The sequence below is a fragment of the Alkalihalobacillus sp. BA299 genome, from assembly GCF_017745675.1.
Lineage (GTDB): Bacteria > Bacillota > Bacilli > Bacillales > Bacillaceae_F > Alkalihalobacterium.
In genome coordinates this window covers 1-18,631 of the sequence record NZ_JAFLJM010000008.1, presented here as the reverse complement: position 1 = coordinate 18,631, position 18,631 = coordinate 1, and the positions used below count along the sequence as shown (strand labels likewise).

The 18,631-nt window shown below is 39.5% G+C and carries 14 protein-coding genes; all 14 read left to right on the top strand.

The genetic code is table 11. From position 1 onward, the window contains the following. Positions 1-168 precede the first annotated feature (168 nt). Entirely contained in the window at positions 169-1,194 is a 1,026-nt protein-coding gene (spoIID, locus tag J0N78_RS12005) for a stage II sporulation protein D (RefSeq protein WP_209123342.1), read from the top strand. A gap of 320 nt (positions 1,195-1,514) precedes the next feature. Then, positions 1,515-2,153, top strand: coding sequence for an HD-GYP domain-containing protein (locus J0N78_RS12000; protein WP_209123341.1), 639 nt, complete (start codon positions 1,515-1,517; stop codon positions 2,151-2,153). A 280-nt stretch (positions 2,154-2,433) separates the two neighbouring features. Then, positions 2,434-3,261: a stage II sporulation protein SpoIIQ gene (gene spoIIQ / locus J0N78_RS11995; protein ID WP_209123340.1), complete on the top strand. Its 828-nt coding sequence runs from the start codon at positions 2,434-2,436 to the stop codon at positions 3,259-3,261. Positions 3,262-3,999: 738 nt separating this feature from the next. Further along, positions 4,000-4,176, top strand: coding sequence for a hypothetical protein (locus J0N78_RS11990; RefSeq protein ID WP_209123339.1), 177 nt, complete (start codon positions 4,000-4,002; stop codon positions 4,174-4,176). A 394-nt stretch (positions 4,177-4,570) separates the two neighbouring features. Further along, positions 4,571-4,873 carry a DUF4212 domain-containing protein gene (locus J0N78_RS11985; protein WP_209123338.1) on the top strand — a complete coding sequence of 101 codons (303 nt, stop codon included), beginning with the start codon at positions 4,571-4,573 and terminating at the stop codon, positions 4,871-4,873. Between the two features lie 484 nt (positions 4,874-5,357). Further along, positions 5,358-7,019 carry a sodium:solute symporter family protein gene (locus tag J0N78_RS11980; RefSeq protein WP_209123337.1) on the top strand — a complete coding sequence of 554 codons (1,662 nt, stop codon included), beginning with the start codon at positions 5,358-5,360 and terminating at the stop codon, positions 7,017-7,019. After that, positions 7,000-8,934 (top strand): DUF294 nucleotidyltransferase-like domain-containing protein, encoded by a 1,935-nt coding sequence (locus J0N78_RS11975; RefSeq protein ID WP_209123336.1) that lies wholly within the window; start codon positions 7,000-7,002, stop codon positions 8,932-8,934. The genes J0N78_RS11980 and J0N78_RS11975 overlap by 20 nt, the downstream gene beginning before the upstream one ends. A gap of 491 nt (positions 8,935-9,425) precedes the next feature. Then, on the top strand, positions 9,426-10,430 hold the full coding sequence (locus J0N78_RS11970; RefSeq protein ID WP_209123335.1) for a processed acidic surface protein: 1,005 nt from the start codon (positions 9,426-9,428) through the stop codon (positions 10,428-10,430). Further along, positions 10,423-11,100, top strand: coding sequence for a class D sortase (locus J0N78_RS11965; RefSeq protein ID WP_374193907.1), 678 nt, complete (start codon positions 10,423-10,425; stop codon positions 11,098-11,100). The genes J0N78_RS11970 and J0N78_RS11965 overlap by 8 nt, the downstream gene beginning before the upstream one ends. Before the next feature lie 506 nt (positions 11,101-11,606). Continuing rightward, on the top strand, positions 11,607-12,965 hold the full coding sequence (locus J0N78_RS11960; protein WP_209123334.1) for a sigma-54 interaction domain-containing protein: 1,359 nt from the start codon (positions 11,607-11,609) through the stop codon (positions 12,963-12,965). A 120-nt stretch (positions 12,966-13,085) separates the two neighbouring features. Beyond that, positions 13,086-14,453 carry a YjiH family protein gene (locus J0N78_RS11955; RefSeq protein WP_209123520.1) on the top strand — a complete coding sequence of 456 codons (1,368 nt, stop codon included), beginning with the start codon at positions 13,086-13,088 and terminating at the stop codon, positions 14,451-14,453. 27 nt (positions 14,454-14,480) lie between these two features. Continuing rightward, a complete protein-coding gene (locus tag J0N78_RS11950; protein ID WP_209123333.1) occupies positions 14,481-15,806 on the top strand; it encodes an aspartate aminotransferase family protein in 1,326 nt (441 codons plus the stop codon). Positions 15,807-15,819: 13 nt separating this feature from the next. Continuing rightward, positions 15,820-16,785 (top strand): agmatinase, encoded by a 966-nt coding sequence (gene speB / locus J0N78_RS11945; protein ID WP_209123332.1) that lies wholly within the window; start codon positions 15,820-15,822, stop codon positions 16,783-16,785. A gap of 856 nt (positions 16,786-17,641) precedes the next feature. Beyond that, positions 17,642-18,307: a 3'-5' exonuclease gene (locus tag J0N78_RS11940; protein ID WP_209123331.1), complete on the top strand. Its 666-nt coding sequence runs from the start codon at positions 17,642-17,644 to the stop codon at positions 18,305-18,307. The last annotated feature ends 324 nt before the right edge of the window (positions 18,308-18,631 follow it).

The window sequence follows — 18,631 nt, the reverse complement described above, 5'->3', positions numbered from 1 at the left end:
AAATTAGTTCTAATTTAAGCCAAGCCTGCATAAAATCAGTAAAGAGGAAAAAATAACCTGACATCACGACTGGTAGAGTATCATGTTGCTCTTCTAGTGTTAATGATGTAAAGCACCATCAGTGGGAAGCGCTGGTGGAAGTTTTAGTTTATGTACTGGGGGCTTGGCATGAAACGATTAATAATTATTGGGACTATTTTATGTAGCATCATTGTAGGGTTACCTGCTATGCTCGTCATCATGTTTTCATCAGAAAATCTTCAAATGACAACACCAGCTGAAACCGCCGCCTCAACAGGTACGGGACAAGAGATCCGGCTAGAAGACACTACACCAGTCTCCGTCTCAGTTTACCGAGCAAAAGAGAGTAAGATTGAAGAAGTCCAACTCGAGGAATATGTGATGGGGGTAGTGGCTTCCGAAATGCCAGCAGAGTTTGAAATTGAGGCTTTGAAGGCTCAAGCGCTGACCGCTAGAACGTATATTTTAAAGCAAATGCTTGAACCAAGTGATTTTGCTTTACCAGAAGGAGCGACCGTTACGGATACCGTTCATCATCAAGTGTACAAAAATCAAGAACAGCTGAAAGAAGAATGGGGTAGTGATTTTGAATGGAGAATCAACCGTATTCGTGAAGCAGTCTTGTCAACACAAGGTCAAGTATTGACATTTGATGGAAGTCCGATCACCGCCGCCTTTTTCTCAACTAGTAATGGCTTTACGGAGAACTCTGAAGACTATTGGCAAAATGCCTATCCATACTTACGTAGTGTCGCAAGTCCGTGGGATGCCAATTCACCGCGATTTACGGCAACAACTACTTTTTCAGTCAGTGAATTCCAACAAAAGTTAGAAGTTCAACTGCCGTCAGATGGCTCAGTTGGGCAAATTATTAACCGAACCGATGGAAAACGAGTTGCTACCGTGAACATTAATGGAAAAAAGTTAACCGGTCGTGATGTAAGAGAAAAGCTCGAACTGGATTCAAGTGACTTCAAATGGTACCGACAAGGAAATCAAATCGTTATAGAGACAAAAGGCTGGGGCCATGGTGTTGGAATGAGCCAGTACGGTGCAAATGGTATGGCGAAAGAAGGAAAGTCGTACCAAGATATCATCGAACACTACTATCAAGGTGTATCCGTTTCACCAGTTGATCCGTATATTGGTGACCTTGTTGTTAAGAAAGACTAACCGGCTGCATAGGCAGCGGGAGTTCAACTAGCTACGTCGGAATTGCGTAACCGAAAAAGCAGGTGACATGAAATAGAAATCATATAAGTATAACTAGGGCCGTAGACATATGTCTGCGGTCTGTTTTGGTAGAATAAACGAGCCCCTATTTAACCAAGATATTTTAAAAATAAAGGATCGTGTGTCCTCACAATGACTCAAATACATCATTTTGTGAATTTTTAAACTTTTCAACTTAGATATATACCATTTTTTGTATAATAGTGATATAATAGAACGATATTTTTTGATAAGAAGAAAGTAAAAGGGAGGCATTCCCAATGAAATCGATGATAAAGTCGTCACAAGCGGAAGAATTATTTAATAAAATTTCACAAGACAATGAAGTGTTGCGTATTTTTAAATACCATTCATTAAGGGTCATGAATTTTTCTGAGCAACTGTCGAAAATCGTAGGCTGTCATGACGATGACATGAGAATTGCCTCGCTCCTCCACGATATAGGAAAAATTGGGTTATCGAAAGAAATTTTATTAAAGCCAACGAAGCTAGATGAATTAGAATATCAAATCATACAAGCCCATAGTGTAATTGGAAACAATATCTTAAGGAAAACGCTCGGTCTACCACGTGCAGCTGTTTTTGTACGCGATCACCATGAACATTGGGACGGTAAGGGGTATCCCCGTGGTTTAAAAGCGGAAGAAATTTCGATCCAAGGTCGGATTATTGGAATTTGCGATGCGTTTGACACGATGACGATTGATAGAAGAAATTACAATCGCCGCACACTTTCATTTGAAGAGGCATTAAATGAGCTAAAAAGATGCTCGTGGACTCAATTCGACGGCGATCTCGTGGACAAGTTTACTTTGCTCGTCAATGACTTAAAGTTGCCAGCACCTGAAGTATGGGCAGAAGATAAATTCCTGATGAAAGAAGTTTTTAAATCGTTCTAAGTTAACATTATTAATATACAAAAACTATCCCCAAAAGTCATCATTAGCCTTGTACTAGTTTATTTCCTTAGTTACAACTAACAATCCATAGATACAGGAAGCGAGATAAAAGGTACGAAAACTATTGCTCAAAAATACACAAAATAATCCATCCTAAAATTTTTTTTGAAATCATGCATAATATGAAATCGTTTGTCGAAAAATAATCTGAAAAAGTTTTTTTAGAAAATGTATATAATTTCTTGATTTTGATCAGAATGGTTGCTGAGGTGATGATCAAATGAGAGATGAAGAAAAACAAACATCTTCAAAACAATCAAATGAAGTGAAGAAATTCAATGTTCAACGTTTCTTACGTAAGAAATGGATGTTACCGGCTGTTTACTTAGGAGCTGCTGCAATCGTACTTAGTGCTTTTTTCTTCATGCAAAATCAAGATAACACAGCTTTAGAATCAGATCCACCAGGGGTGACACAACCATCTGAGAATGGAATCGAAGTGCAAGAAGGTGAAGCTGTAACAGTTACAAGTGCAAATGAAGTCATCAAGATGCCAGTAGCAAACGAAAGTGAAGTTGATATTGTAGGATACTTTTATGACTACAATGCAACAGCTGAAGAGCAACAAGCCGCTTTAGTTTATTACAATAACATGTATTACCAAAACAAAGGTATTGATTTAGCGAAGGAAAATGGCGAAAGCTTTGAAGTAACCGCTGCACTAAGTGGAACGGTTGTAAAAGCTGAAAAAGATCCTTTACTCGGGTATGTGATTGAAGTGAATCACGATAATGGTGTAATTACACATTATCACAGTTTAGAAGGCTTAGAAGTGGAAGAAGGCTCATCAGTTAAGCAAGGTGACATTATTGGCCGTGCTGGACGTAACTTGTACAATGCTGAAGCAGATGTTCATGCTCACTTTGAAATTCGTCATAACGGAGAAGCGGTTAATCCTTTAGACTACTTTAACCAATCTCTTGAAACGTTAGTCGATGAAAACCATCGAATGGATGAAGACATCGCAAGCGCTGAAGATGATGATACAAGTGACGTAGAAGACGACAAAGAGAAAAATGAAGATGAAGAAGAAGTAAAACCAGAATAAAGTAAATAAATTAAATAAGTAATGTGGTGACAGGCACCTTTAACGATGTAATGTGTTAAAGGTGCCTGTTGCGCTTTTCTTGTCTAGCTGCAGGTGTCATCGGCTCGAGGTCGCTTCGGTCCATCAAACGTGTCCAAAAGTCAGGACACTAATTGCTAGCCCTCCAGCGCTTGTCGCCGATAAGCAGACACCTTACGTTTTTCTTATGTAAAGTTAATCTATCAACGGTTACGAGATTAACATGAAAAATTTTACAAAAAAATTACAAAAAACAGTTGACGAGGTATCTGAAAATTTGGAATAATGTGTACTATAAAACAATAAATAAAGGCTGAACAAAACGAATTCTTCTTAGTAATACGATAAAACTTCTGTTATGTAATAACATTTCATTCACAAACCCCACCTTAGAAAAGAAGACACCCATGAGAGCAACATAGTGGATTCAGGAAACTACAAATGCTAGTTTTTTATTACTACTCAGAAATGATAGCGATTACATACTGTTGTGGAACACATAAAGAGCGCTATTTATTTGCAAGTGATGCTTTATTGGTGGGAGGGGTTAGTGGAAATTTAATACGACTAAACAGTGGTTCAGCTACTACATCTTAGACACGATCTCAATCAAAAATTTTACTCGAACTTAGTCAAAAGTTTGTCTTCAACATATAATCAGAAAAGCTGAATAGTCGGTCAGTTTTTAATGAGTTAATAATTTAAGGAGGAAAAGTGATCATGATTTATGTCTTTTTACTTATTACTTTGTTCAGCTTTATATTTGCTTTCCGCAAAAAAAAGCCACTGCTCCTATCAATCCCGTTTGCTGCAATTTTTGTATACATGATCGTACAAATTGCTATGGTGCCGCTTCCGTTTTGGGAAACTGTTAAATTCCTCGTCAGTTTAAGGTGATAGCATGACAAATAAAACGAACTGTAAGAAATGCAGTAGCAACGAAACAGTCGTGATGAATAAATGGCAATATTTCACGTTTTTATCGGTCTTACCCATCATAGTCTCTCTCATCTTTAGCTATCTTTTTCACCCGATCTTATTATCCTTTATCCTCATCGTTTATGTCATCAATATGAAAATCGCCAAAAAGAAAACACCTTTTATTATTTGTCGACATTGTAAGCATGTATTGTAAGGCCGCTAATCGAGTTGCCATAATCTAAACAAAGTACAATTGCTTTGCATGCACATAATGGAGAACTCGAAAAAAGTCAATAAACCAAGTGATTTGTAAGCGATTACAAAAACTAGTAAACCAATGGTCTATCAACTAATTAAAGGAGGTGAGAACATGAAAAAAATCGATAAGTCTGTTGCAGATGCATACTTTAAGGCGAGAAATAAAGTTGTGCTTATTTGTTTACTCATTGGTGGTTTAGCTTCTTTTGGAGTGGTTACGCTTGCAGAATCTCTCGTCAACGTAACATTTATGGGAATGCCATTCCACTACTACATGGGGGCACAAGGAGCAGTAGTCACTTTCGTCGTTTTACTATTTGTTAATGCAATTGTAAGTGATCGTATTGATAAGAAATTTGGTATTGATGAAGAACAAAACACTCGCATTGGTGCTGGAAAAGCACTTGACCACTAATTTTCATCTGTTCAGCCACTGACCCCGTGTTCAGTCGAAGCAACCTTTCTAAAAAAGTAGTAAAAAGTGGGGCTGGCTCTCAAGCAGGCGTCAGGCATCGTACGTGAGAAGCTACGTGGCACTCCTCCTCCTACTACTTATGATTGGAGCTCACTATTAGCTTTTGACACGCCTGAGTACAGCCTCCACGAAATCATCCTTAAGATTGTCTTAAGAAAGGCTGTTTTCGTAAACTTTGTTGCTTTTGGACCGTTTTTTGAAAATAAAATAGGCTTTTCATACAAATTCATTTGTCTGAACGGCTATTTTATTTTCAAAATCTTCACGCTATGCGTGAAGAGCCAAGCATCCGCTTGGCTTACGGTCCAAAAGCTAAAAACAACAATCTTTGAGAAAAGAGCCTAAAGAAATGTAAAGAACTCATTTTGATGGAACAAATGAAAAGACTAAATAGAATTTTTGTTAACCTATAGGGGGGAAGCATATGGATTCTCAATCACTCGTTTCGATATTGATGATCATTGCAACGTTCGGACTTTATATTGGTATTTCTGTTTATAATCGTGCGAAAGCAACATCAGATTTTTATGTAGCAAGTCGCGGTGTACCGCCATTCTGGAACGGTATGGCGATCGGTGGAGACTGGATGAGTGCAGCTTCATTTATTGGGATGGCTGGTACACTCATGATCTTAGGGTACGATGGTTTAGCCTACATCATGGGTTGGACTGGTGGATACTTATTTTTAACGTTTTTACTCGCACCACAATTACGTAAATACGGTCGTTACACGGTACCAGAGTTTATCGGCGACCGTTTTGATAGTAACCCGGCTCGCTTAATCGCTGCGATTGCGACAATTATTATTTCATTCGTTTATATTATTGGGCAGCTTTCTGGTTCAGGGGTAGTTATAGGGCGTATTTTAAACATTGATGCAATGTATGGAACAATGATCGGGGTAGTCATAATTGCCGTTTATGCTACACTCGGTGGGATGAAAGGGATTACATGGACGCAGGTTGCACAGTACATTATTTTAATCATTGCTTACATTATTCCGATCGTATTTATGTCATTACAAGTTACAAATAATCCATTACCTTGGTTATCATATGGTAATGTTGTTACACAATTAGGTGAACTTGATCGAGAGCTAGGGATCAGTGAGTATTTTGCCCCGTTCACGGAAAGTGACAAAGCTCAGTTTATGGCGCTTTTATTTACCTTAATGGTTGGTACAGCAGCGCTGCCACACGTTATCGTTCGTTTCTACACGGTATCAACGATGAAGGCAGCACGCTGGAGTGGAGCTTGGGCGCTTTTATTTATTGCGTTATTATACTTATCAGCACCAGCGTACGCCGCATTTTCTCGTTTTATCCTAATGACTCAAGTAGCTGGTAGCCCAATTGATAGCTTACCTGCCTGGACAAAAAATTGGGTTGATACAGGACGACTTCAAGTCGCTGACGCAAATAGCGATGGAGTTCTTCAATGGGAAGAGATCGTCATTAGTAATGATATCGTCGTAATGGCAACACCAGAAATTGCAAACTTAGGAATGTTTGTGATCGGTCTTGTGGCAGCGGGTGCGATGGCAGCCGCATTATCAACGGCAGGTGGTCTGTTGATTACGATTTCTTCATCGTTTGCTCATGATATTTACTATCGTTTAATGAACCCACAAGCGAGTGATAAGAGACGTCTAGCAGCAGGACGATGGGCGATCGTTCTTTCAACTATCGTTGCAGGTATTGTAGCATTAGACCCACCTGGTGTTATTACGCAAATTGTTGCATGGGCTTTCGCATTAGCAGGCGGAACGTTCTTCCCGGTTCTTTTATTAGGGGTATGGTGGAAACGTTGTAACGCTCAAGGGGCAATTGCCGGTATGCTTTCTGGTTTAATTGTCACAATTACGTACATTCTTCTCGCTCGTCAAGGAATTACCATTTTTGGTATACTAGATACAGGAGCTGGTATTATCGGTGTTCCGGTGAACTTACTAGTAACGTATTTAGTGTCTAAAGCAACAGCAGCACCATCAGAGCGCATCCAAGATGAAGTCATCGACCTACGTTACCCGGAGCAAATGACTTATAAAGATGGCGAGGTATGGATGGATGAATCGGTTGGAAAATAAAGATTTATTTGAACAAATTCACAAGCACCCTTTGTTTCAAGGGGTGCTTGATTCTCAATTTGTAATCTTAATGGAAAAATGCACATTAAAGCATTATAGCAAAGCGGAAAAAGTCCTTTATTCGAAAACGCCACGAGAAGGGCTTCTTCTTATTTTATCAGGAATGGCAGAGGTGTATGTTCAAGGAGATGATGGCCTTTTTCAGCAAGAGGTGCTCGAAGTCTTGCAAACTGGTGATATGATTGGTTTTTCAAGCTTAGCCGATTTTTTAGGGGAACCGAATCCCCATGTCGCTAAATATACCGTCGAAGTTCGCGCGGTTGAAGATTCCTACTGCTTGCAAATTCCTTACACTGTCGTGGAAGCGCGCTGGGATGATGGAGGTGTTCGCGATTTTGTTCTTCGCCAAGTAGCGGTCCGCTTACGTGATATTTACGGGTCTTTAGCTGAACAGGTGAAGCTAGCAAACCAGTGGGGAGAGAGTGACCCTTTTATTCGTCGGATCCAAGATTTAATGAACGAACCAGTGGTGTCGGTTGTGAGGGATGAAACTGTTCAAGCGGTAGCAAAAAAAATGGTCGATCATAGGTCAAGCTCAGTCGTTGTCACTGATAATGACGGGAACTTAATCGGGATTATAACAGAAAAAGATCTTGTCCAACGCGTTGTCGCGAGTAGTAATGAAGCTCCGTTAAAAGCGACGGATGTCATGACAGCGAACCCAGTCACGATTTCACGATACGCCTACTATTATGAAGCGATGTCTAGCTTCTTATTAAATGGAGTGAAGCATTTGCCAGTTGTAGAAGACAATCGAAAAGTGATCGGAATGGTGACGTTATCGGATCTCCTACGCAAGAAAAATCGCGGCTCGATGGAAATTATCCAACGAATTGAGCAGTCGACATTGTCTAGCTTGCCAACGGTAAAAAGTGCCATCTATGATGTGCTCGGTCAACTGATTAATGATGAAATTTCAACGGTTCATACGTTGGAGATTATTACAAAGCTCTACGATCGTCTAGTCAAGCATTGTGTAGATTTAGCTGTTGAATCGCTGGAGGCGAAAGGAAAGGGTAAGCCCCCTGTTCCATTTTGCTGGTTTCAAATGGGCAGCGGTGGTCGAGGGGAACAGTTTTTATTGACGGATCAAGATCACTTTCTCGTCTATGCCAATCCTGCCGGTGATGAAATAGAAAAAGTAGAAGCATATTTTGCATTGCTCGGTCAAGAAATGGTCGATCATCTCCATACGGCAGGATATAAGCTTTGTATCGGGAAAATGATGGCCAATGAACTGAGCTGGCGCGGTACACTAAAAACGTGGCAAGAACGTTTACGAGGGTGGGCGCTTCGGGCAACGAATGATAATGTGTTACTAGGACATAATTTTATGTCGTTCCGTTTTTTATACGGAGACGATACTCTTCATGATCAGTTTGTAAAAATGGTTAGCGACCAAGCGGCTAGGTCGCGGATATATCTATACCGGATGGCAGAGCAAGAACGAGAGCACCCTGTTCCGACGCTGGACCACCCTATCCGCGCTTTATTTGGATTGCGGCGAGACTCGCTTGATATTAAGAAACATGCGCTCTTTCCTCTTCACCACTGCTTGCAAATTTTAGCGGTTCATCACGGGATCATCGAAGGAACACCGATGCAACGGTTAGATGCACTCGTCAAACAAAATATCTTTTCACCTGAAATGGCAGACGACATCCGCTTCGCTTATGGCGTGGTGTTAAACATTAGAGTAGAACAAGCGTGGGGAAGGTATCTTCGTAAAGAAGAGAGCACGAGCGAAGTTAAATTTACCCATTTGCGCTCACGCGACAAAGAAGAGCTCATGATCGCCTTGAAAACTATTCGCTCCCTGCAAAACCAAACACTTGGCGCCTTTGGGATGCTATAAAAAACACATGAGGGGTTAAGAAGCTATCCATATAATATAGAAACAGCTAAAAAGTCAGCTTTTGTGCTGGCTTTTTGTGCGTGAGGAAATGATAGAATATTTTGTTTTGCTGATTATGGTGCACATATGACGATTTTTAACAATTTTAAGTGGTTTATTTTTAAGTTCAGATCGTTTATTTTCAAGTATGTGGCGTTTATTTTCAAGTATGTGACGTTTATTTTCAAGTTTATAGCTTTTATTTTCAACTTTAGGTCATTTATCGATTTCTCGACAGTATGTGACAAAATTCACCGCCTTTTCTTACTGACTCTACCTTCATATATTACTTCTTCGAGCTTTGTCTATTAAAAGTAACTTCATGTATCCACTTCAAAAATATGACATATAATTATATACGGATTCTATTTTTTTACAATTCTTTTTTTATACTAATTTACCGCCTATATTAAAATATGAAGTAAGTTATTTTATTTTAGGAGGAAAACGAATTGAAGCGTATCGTCATGGCTTTGGCAACTATCGTATTAGTACTATCTATTTTATTTCCAACAGTAAGTAATGCAGCACTCAATGAGGACGAGCTAGCTGAATACTTACTAGAAATCGGGTTGACGCAAGATGAGCTTGAAGAGCAACTAATGATCCATCACGGATTGGAATTAACTGATTTTGACTCTGTAGAAGAATTAATTGAATTTCTTGGCCCAATTATCGACGAAGACAACTTACAAGCGTTACTTGATCTATACGAACTTACACTTGAGGAATTAACGATGATTTTAGAAGAATACGGGGAAACATTAGAAGACTATGTTTTCATTAATGACCTTGAGTATGCGATAGACTTTTACATCAACTTTGAAGACGTTAGTTGGGAAGAGATTCTTGCTGAATTAGAAGCGCTATTTGCGGAGTTTGACTTATCTAACGAGGATTTGGAAGCTCTGTTTGACCATTTTTCAATACTTGATTTGGACAACCCTGCCTTTGAAGAACGACTGTTAAATTTAGAAGAGCGGGCATTGGTTCTTCCAGACTTTGAAAGTGCAACAGAGCTTACTGCGGAAGAAATTGCCGAAATTTTAGCGATTTATTCAGAAATGATGGATTTATTTGAACTTGATGCACAGTACTTCCTCATTGTGGGAAAAGATAAGGCAAGTAAACAACCAATTTCACTGCAAACGTTAATTACGCTTGAAAGTTTAGAAGGCTATAACTTACTAATAGAGCTGTATAATTTTGACGGAGAATTTTTAGCGGATATGATCATTACAGCCGAAATGTTCGGGTCAGAATTAATAAAACAGCCAACAGAAGATTTAAAAGAAGTAGCAGAAATTGTTCAAAAAGCGCCTGAAAACGTCCAAACGGAAAAAGGGGCAAAAATGCCAAAGACGGCTTCTAATTCTATGCAGAATGGCCTCATCGGACTTAGTATGATGTTAGCTGCTGGATTGATCTATCGTCGTATGAAAATAAAAGGTGCATAAGACGATGATGCGAGAAAATCAAAAGAGGAGAAGGCGGATGACACGTCTTCTTCTGTCTGTTAGCATTCTTCTGTTTGTTGGTGGGCTTTGGTTCACGACGACAAATGCCTTTACCTTTATAAAAGGATATGGGCTGTACAAGGTAAATGAGGTTAAGCGGGAGACTGTTGCTCCTGTTGAACAGCCGGCAAGTGAAGATACCATTGAAGAAAGCGATCCACTTTATACAGAACGTCCAAAGCAAGGCGAGTTAATCGGCGAGCTTTATATTCCGAGGCTCCAAGCGACGTTACCCATCTACCATGGAACAGATGAAGATGAGCTAGAGCGAGGTGTCGGGCATTTTCTAGGAAGTGTGTTGCCAGGGGAACCGGATAATAGTGTCTTATCAGGCCATCGTGATACGGTTTTTCGCAAGCTCGGTCAAGTCGGTGAACAAGATGAGCTGATCGTAACGACAACTGCGGGTAAGTTTACGTATAAAATCAACAAAGTTCGTATCGTCGATGAAGATGATCGCACGGTAATCGTTCCAAAACCACGAGCAACGCTGACCGTCACGACCTGCTACCCCTTTCAATTTGTAGGCTCAGCACCCGAACGTTATGTCCTCATTGCCCATTTAGTAAAGTCGGATCTTAGCGTGAAGTTTGGTCCGCAAGTGGGTTAGTGGTGGAAGATTATGCGTATAGCTTCTTACCAATTGAGTTCGACTGATAAAATCGGAGTTAGACCGATAAATTTGAAATTAGACTGATAAAATCGGAATTAGACTGATAAATTTGAAATTAGACCGATAAAATCGGAATTAGACCGATAAATTTGAAATTAGACTGATAAAATCGGAATTAGACTGATAAATTTGAAATTAGACCGATAAAATCGGAGTTAGACTGATAAAATCGGAATTAGACCGATAAATTTGAAATTAGACTGATATATATCAAATTAGACCGATATATGCAAACGCATGTGCCTTCGCCTAGGGAGTCACAAGCGTTTTTTTTTTTTGATTTCCCAATTATGTAGACACATAAATAATTGGCTCTTCTAATCTATTCAAAAATAAATAATGTATTTAAAATGGAATAGTATTATAATATTCAACAAACATATTGATAATTCTAATTTTATTGAATATTCATATTCAAAAATAAATAGTAGGAGGTTTTTTATTTGAAAGAGTGGGAGCTTAATGAAAGCGAATTAATTCTTCGAGCCTTAAAAGATGATTTATTAGTAACTGATAATAAAGGGATCATTTTGAAAGTGAGTGAAGTCACAAAAGCTTTATATGGGGTAGAGGATCGGGACATCGTTGGTTTATCCGTTTATGATTTTGAAAAGGAAGGGGTCTTTACACCGATTGTAACTCCGTTGGTTATAGAGAAGAGGGACAGAGTCAATGTCATTCAAACGACAAACAAGGGGAGAAAGCTATTGATTACTGGAGTTCCTGTGTTTGATGATGACGGGAACGTATGGAGAATTGCTTCTTACTCACACGATATTACGGAAATGGATAAGATGAGAAATTATTTAATGGAAATGGAAGGGGAAATGGAACGAGTAAAAAATGAGTTAGAAATACTGAGAAATCAACAATTGAATAGTGAGGGTTTTATTGGCAACTCCCACAAAATGAAAAAGTGTATTTCTATTGCAAAACAAGTAGCAGAGGTCGATGTTAATGTCCTTCTACTTGGCGAGTCTGGTGTTGGTAAAACGCACCTAGCTAAAATGATACACAAAGAAAGTCCGAGAAAGGACAAGCCTTTTATTGAAGTGAACTGCGGGGCGATACCAGAATCACTATTTGAATCGGAATTTTTCGGTTATGAAGCTGGTGCGTTTACGAGTGCAAATAAGAAAGGAAAGCCAGGCTTAGCAGAGCTTGCAGAAGGTGGAACTTTATTTTTAGATGAAATCGGAGAGCTATCATTGCCACTACAGGTAAAAGTATTGAAATTCATTCAAGAAAAGCAATTTTACCGGATTGGAGGAACTAAACAAAGGACGGTTGATTTCCGGTTAATAGCGGCAACCAATCGTGCATTAGAGAAACTAGTCGAAGAGAGAGGATTTCGGGAGGACCTATATTTTCGGCTAAATGTTGTACCAATCTACATTCCGGCATTGCGAGAAAGAACGTCCGATATTTTACCTTTGATCGAGCATTTTGTTCAACACTTTTCAAGTAAATACAATAGAGAGCGAGTACTGGATGATGCCGTCAAACAGCAACTATTTATGCATCCGTGGAAGGGGAACATCAGAGAATTAATTAATTTGATTGAAAGGTTAGTCGTTACTTCAGCTTCTCGCATTATTACTATTGATGATTTACCAGAATCCTATAAGCATAAACCGATTGTTGATCCATCGAAACAAACTTTAAAAGAAGTGATGGATGAGGTGGAAAAGCAAATGTTAAAACAAGCTAAAAAAGAATATAAGACGACAGTACAAATTGCCAAAGCTTTAGGAATTAGTCAACCTTCAGTAGTAAGAAAACTCAAAAAATATAAAATATAACGAAAATGGCACAGGAATTGCATTGATAAATAGTAAGCGTATTGCATCTAAGAATGACACTTGTACGTGGCTGATTATAAAAAAGGTGAGGTGTTGAATTTGGAGGCTAAAAAGAAACAAATGGAATTTGTAGTTGAACAGCAGGAAGTAATGACGACCATTAATAAGATGAAATTTATCATTCCTTCCTTATTCGGTCTATTTCTTTTTTTAGTTCCTGTTCCCTATGATGGCAAATGGACAATTGGAGTAGGTATATTAGCAGAGCTCTTTTTAGGCGTGTTTGCACCTTTTATACCACAGTTTATGACTGTTGTCTTAGTCTTATCTGTTGTTTTATCAGTAGTTGCAAAACTTGCAAAGCCAACATGGATCAAGGATTCAGATTTTTTCAATAGCTTGTTTGATGTTGGGGCATTTTGGCTTTCTATGCGAGTGTTAGGTGCTTTGTTTGCTTTAATGGTGCTATACGGATTCGGGCCGGGTTTTATTTGGGACGATTATACGGGTGGTGTCGTGCTTTATGACTTAGTACCTGTATTAACGACTTGGTTCTTATTTGCTGGTCTTCTCATGCCATTATTATTACAGTTTGGGCTTATGGACTTTATAGGAACGACAGTAAGGAAAGTGATGAGACCTCTATTTAAGCTTCCAGGTCGTTCATCGATTGATGCGGCTGCATCTTGGATGGGTAGTGGTACAGTTGGAGTTTTGATTACAACGAAGCAATATGAAGAAGGATATTATACAAAGCGTGAAGCAGCAGTTATTGCTACGAACTTCTCTGTCGCATCGATTGCATTTAGCTTAGTTGTTATAAGCTTTATCGGATTAGATCACATGTTTGTACAATTTTACTTCACTGTTATTGTTGCAGGTCTGATTGCAGCCATTATTTGTCCCAGAATTCCGCCGCTATCTCGTAAGGAGGATACGTATTACGAGCCAGTAGGAAAGCAAATTTCTGAAGAGGTACCAGAAGGTGTGTCTCGGAGAAGGTGGGCCTATGAAAAAGCAGTATCTAAGGCATCCGAAGTAAAGAGTGCTGGATTTGTTGTGAAACAAGGCTTCCAAAACGTGCTTGATATTTGGTTTGGGCTAATTCCGTTAGTTATGGCACTTGGAACGATTGCATTAGTCATTGCAGAATTTACACCGATTTTTAATTTTATCTCGTATCCATTTATACCGATCTTAGAGTTACTGCGAATTCCTGAAGCAGCACAGGCAGCTCCTGCAATGCTTGTTGGTTTTGCGGATATGTTCTTACCGGCTGTCGTTGGTAGTGGGATAGAAAGTGAATTAACACGATTTGTCATCGCTGCTATTTCATTAACCCAACTAGTGTATATGTCTGAAATTGGTATTTTATTATTACGCTCAAAAATTCCTTTAAGCTTGCTTGACTTATTTATCGTCTTCCTACAACGTACGATTATTACTTTGCCGATCATCGTCTTCATGGCACACTTTTTTTTCTTCTAAAACAATAGAAAAGGGGAGTAGAGAAGAATGTCAGAGAATTGGGGTCATCTAACCAAAAAATTATCTACCAGATTAGCGCCTAGTATGGCAAAGGACCATCCGAATTTACCTGTAGTTAAAGAAGAAGGGTGTTACTACTGGGGTTTGGATGGGAAAAAATATTTAGATTTTACATCTGGAATCGCTGTAACAAATGTAGGTCATCGTCATCCAAAGGTGGTCCAAGCCATTAAGGATGCGGCCGACACCCTTGTTCACGGCCCGATCGGTGTTATTCAATATGAATCTATTTTAAGATTGGCCGATGAACTAGCTGATATTTTACCAGGAAACTTGGATTGTTTCTTTTTTGCAAATAGTGGAACCGAGGCCATTGAAGGGGCACTGAAATTAGCGAAGTTCGTTACAAAAAGACCTTATGTTGTTTCCTTTACGGGTTGCTTTCATGGAAGAACGCAAGGCTCGCTTAGCGTAAGCACTTCAAAAAGTAAGTATCGTAAATTTTTACAGCCGAATGGACTAACCTATCAAGTTCCTTATTTTAACCCTAGTAAGTTGAAAAAGACAAACGGAATAGTAGTAGAAGAGGAAGCCGTTCAACAGCTTGAACAAGACTTTAAAAATCTATTTAAGCATCATGTATCACCAGAGGAAGTTGCTTGTGTTATTTTAGAGCCCGTCCTAGGAGAAGGCGGATATATTATTCCTCCAAAATCATGGCTGAAAAAAGTAAGAGAAATTTGTGATCAGCATCAAATTCTATTAATTTTTGATGAAGTCCAAACAGGTTTTGGCAGAACTGGACATTGGTTTGCTGCAGAAACGTTTGATGTAACACCTGATATTATGGCGATTGCTAAAGGGATTGCCTCTGGATTACCGCTTAGTGCAACGGTTGCTAATCATCGATTAATGCAGCAGTGGCCGCTTGGCAGCCATGGTACTACTTTTGGAGGTAACCCTATTGCTTGTGCAGCTGCATTAGCAACGTTAGAGGTAATGAAGGAAGAAGATCTGTTGCGTAACACTAGAGAAGTTGGAGCTTATGCTAGAGAGAAACTAGAAGCATTGAAACAAAAGCATGATTTAATTGGCAGTATTCGCAGTGTGGGTTTAATGATAGGAATTGAGATCATTAATCCGCGAACAGGAGAACCTGATGGAGAAGCGGTTTTACGTATATTAGACTTAGCGCTTCAGGAAGGGGTATTGTTTTATCTTTGTGGTAATGAAGGAGAAGTCATTCGAATGATCCCGCCATTAAGTGTAACGAAAGAACAAGTGGATACAGGGATAAAGATGCTAGATAAGGCAATTAGCACCTATAAAAATGAATACTTAATAAAAGGGTAAGGAGTTTTGTAATATGAAATATCAGCCAAAAGATTCCTCTCTATCTCCACGCTTTACAGGGGTACGGACATTTATGAGATTAGAGAATATCCAAACAACTGAAGATGTAGATTTTGTAATTGTTGGTGTACCGTTTGATACGGCTGCATCAAACCGTGTAGGAACACGGTACGGCCCGCAGCATGTACGAAACGCCTCTGTTCTTCTTCGTCCATATAATCCAGACCAGGATATTAATATTTTTGACTACTGTTCTGGAGTTGACTATGGCGATATTGATGTAGTGCCAGGTAATATACACCGGACATATGACAACATGGTTGAAGGACTGATGCCAATCGTAGAAAAAGGAATTACCCCGATAATAATCGGCGGAGACCATTCGATTTCATTAGGGAACTTACGGGCTTTTGCTAGAAAGTACGGACCGATATCTTTAGTTCATTTTGATGCACATGGGGATACATGGGATAATTATTATGGAGAAAAATATATGCACGGTACTCCTTTTCGTAGAGCCGTAGAAGAGGGCTTGATTGATACAGCTCATTCGATTCAGATTGGGATGCGCGGTCCGTTGTATGGCCCAGATTGTATTCAAGATGCACGCGACCTCGGTTTTGAAGTCATAACAATGAGTGAAATGAGAAAGCTTGGTCAAGAAAATGTCATCAAACGGATTCATGAACGCGTTGGGGGAGAAAGTCCCGTATTTGTAACCTTCGATATCGATTTTGTAGATCCAGCATATGCACCAGGGACAGGTACACCAGAAGTTGCAGGACCGACGAGTCATGAAGCACTAGAGTATGTTCGTAGTTTAAAAGGTTTGAATATTGTAGGTTTTGATTTAGTTGAAGTTCTGCCTGCATTTGACCCGACAGAAATTACAGCGGGCCTTGCCTCTGCCGTTGCTTTTGAAATGATTAGTTTAGTTGCGCTGAAAAAGCGTGCTGCGCTAGAAATGGCTAGTAAGTAGTAGAGTAGTAAGGTTTGAGGGGGCACAGAGCATATATAGTACTCAATGATCGGTAAATTCCCTTAGAGCATAAGAGAGACTTTAGAGGCTTTATTTACGTAGTAGAAAAGATAAGCAAATATAAATTTTACGTACCACAGTTATAATGGCTGTGGTATTTTTTGTTTAAAGATAAGGTAGTATCACTTTTTATATGATGTCTAGACAAGCACCTATCCACTCGAGGTCGCTTCAACTTCGATTGCGTTAGTCAAAAGCACACTTTCTTACTTGGTCCAGATTGCGAAATTTGTATCTTTTTGTCGAGAAATCTTTAAATGGTGAAAAGTTGAAAATAAATGAGGCGAACTTGAAAATAAGTCGGGTAAAGTTGAAAATAAATGACCTAAACTTAAAAATAAATGAGACTAAGTTGAAAATAGAGCAAAGAAAGCGGAATAGGAAGAGGAGGGCTAAAATATGCAATTGAAGAAATGATGGAGAAAAAACTAGTTATTTTTAATCGAAACTAATGGATAAAGAAATGGGGGTAAAGGGGCGTTTTTCCCTTTTGAGATACCCCGCCTTTATGGGGATAGAATTAATAAAATATAGTGTTTTACAGTGGAAAAGAGTTAGAAAATTCGGTAAAATGTAATCATTATCATTGTCGCATAACACAAAAACATTGCTATGGAAATAATTACTTCAAAACTACCTCAAAAAATATTTGCTCCAGTAAAAAAGCTATGAAACTGACTATCTTCATATAAGAGTAGATTAAGAAACTGAGCATTCATGTTGAAGGATGTCTAAAGGAAGTTAACATTTCAATAAGATTAATAGAAAAGTAGATATAAATAAGGGGAGATTGTTTATGTTCTGGAAAAAGAAGTTATTGCATTACCAGCTAGACCAACAGCCTTCGCTCGATACACCGTTACGCGACCTTTCTTTTACCGTGTTTGATACGGAAACAACCGGGTTTGCCGTTGGAGCCAAGGACCGCGTCATTGAAATTGGCGCTGTACAGGTAAAAGGGTTAATGGTAACTGACAATCAATTTCAAACATATGTAAATCCAGAAAGAGACATCCCACCTGAAATCACTGAATTGACGGGAATCGCTCAACACCATGTGGACGAAGCACCGAGCTCGATGGAAGCGATCGAATCCTTTTTTCAATTCATTGAGAATACAAAGAGTGGCGGCTGGGTCGGACATTACTTAAGCTTTGATGTCATGGTCATACGCAAGGAATTACAACGGTCGAAGTATACATTTGAGCAGCCACTATATATCGATACCCTCGACATGCTAGGGTATTTATGTCCGTCCTGGGATATGCGTGATTTAGAGCATTATGCTAGGTCGTTTGGCACAAATATTTATGAGCGCCACAGTGCAATCGGTGATGCGTTAACGACAGCCTACCTTTTTGTTGAGCTTCTCCGCCTGTTAGAAGAGCGCGGGAAGACGACGCTTGCCGATCTTGTTCAAGTCACTGACGCAAACAATCGCAATCGCGTCCTCCAATTTTAACGGTGGGCCCCAGTCCATACGCCGTTAAACGGGGGCTTCCGCTTTTCTTGTCTAGCTGCAGGTGTCATCGGCTCGAGGTCGCTTCGGTCCATTAAACGTGTCCAAAAGCAGGACACTAATTGCTGGTCCTCCAGCGCTTGTCGCCGATAAGCAGACACCTTCCGCTTTTCTTGTCTAGCTGCAGCGCCCAGCGTCTAGTGGACTTCGCTCCCCCTCCTTACGATAAGTCAACATCGCCTCACTACCGTTCGATGTGTTTCCTTTATCTCATACGGTGGGGCTCCAGTCCATACGCCGCTAAACGGACGCTTCCGCTTTTCTTGT